Annotated in this window: 1 pseudogene; it reads right to left on the reverse strand. The window is 80.0% G+C overall.

The annotated features are described in order from the left end of the window. Positions 1-1129, reverse strand: a pseudogene (locus AB0H87_RS41925) (hypothetical protein); the annotation flags it as partial. Positions 1130-1221 lie beyond the last annotated feature (92 nt).

Consider the following 1221-nt stretch of genomic DNA (forward strand, 5'->3'; position numbering starts at 1 on the left):
CCTGCATGCCGTCGGCGAGGCGCCCGTCCTCGTACGCGATGCCGGGAAAGTCGATCGGCGCCCAGGCGAAGTCGTCAGGCCGCATGAACCTGAAGGCGCCGGGCAGGTCGCAGGCGAGCAGCAGGAGCTCGGCCCGCTCACCGGCGGTGCTCGCGGCGTCGGCGGCGGCCAGCGCGCGGGCCGAGGCGGCCGCGTCGTCACCCGCGGCGGCGAGGTGGCGGGCCGCCTCGCGGTCCGGGGTCAGGTCGGCCAGCCGGCGGTGCAGTGCGGCCCGGGACGCGGGGTCCAGCATCCCCGCCGCCACCTCGGCGACGTAGGGAGACGCGGGTGCGACCAGGGCGCTCGCGCCGCGGCCGGCGTCATGGCCGTTGACCGCGGCGGTGGCACCGCCCGGCCGCTCGGCCGCCGTGCCACCGTTCAGCCCGTCGCCCGCCTCGATCGCCGACGGGGTGTCGCCGTCCGCCTCGACCGGATCGGCGGGGCCGGCCGCGTTGACGCTGGTTCGTTGGTCCGCCGCTGGGGCGAGCGTGACGACCAGGCCCGCGTCGCGGAGTTCGGCGACGCCCGGGCCCAGCAGCGCCGGGTCGGCCGGGCGGCCGAGCAGGCCGAGCGCGGCCATCGCGGTGCGGGCCGGGCGGGTGAGGTCGGCGAGGGCTTCCGCGACCGCGTACGCGACCTGGTCCACCTCCGCAGACGGGCCCGCCACCGGGAGCGCGCCCGTGGTGTCCGGCCCACGATCGGCCGGCGCGGGCCGGCCGGCGGCCGCGTGCCGAGCGAGGGCGATCACCGCCAGCGGCACGCCGCCCGCACGCCGGATCACCTCGGCCACCCCGGCGTCCCCGAGCCCGGGCGCCACCCGGCGGGCCAGGCCCGTGGCGGCACTGGCGTCCAGCGGGGGCAGGGTCAGCCAGCCGACCGCCGCGGACCGCAGGGCGGTGACGGCCTCGGCCGGTAGGCGGTGCGGGGTGCGCAGGGCGACCGCCACCCGGGTGTGCGCGGCCAGCGCGCCCACCGCCGCGACCGTGGCCGGGTCGGCCCACTGCAGGTCGTCGATCACCAGGAGCCCGGCCCGGACCCGGGACCGGACCGCCTCGGCGAGCAGGTTGGCGTCGTGGGCGGGCAGCCGCACGCGGACCGCCCGGGACGCCGGCGCGCTCGATCTGATCCGCGAGTCCGCGGACCTGCTGGGTGCCGTGACGCTCGAGCCCGGCTCCGCACTGC

Source organism: Asanoa sp. NPDC050611 (genome assembly GCF_040654855.1).
Classification (GTDB): domain Bacteria; phylum Actinomycetota; class Actinomycetes; order Mycobacteriales; family Micromonosporaceae; genus Asanoa.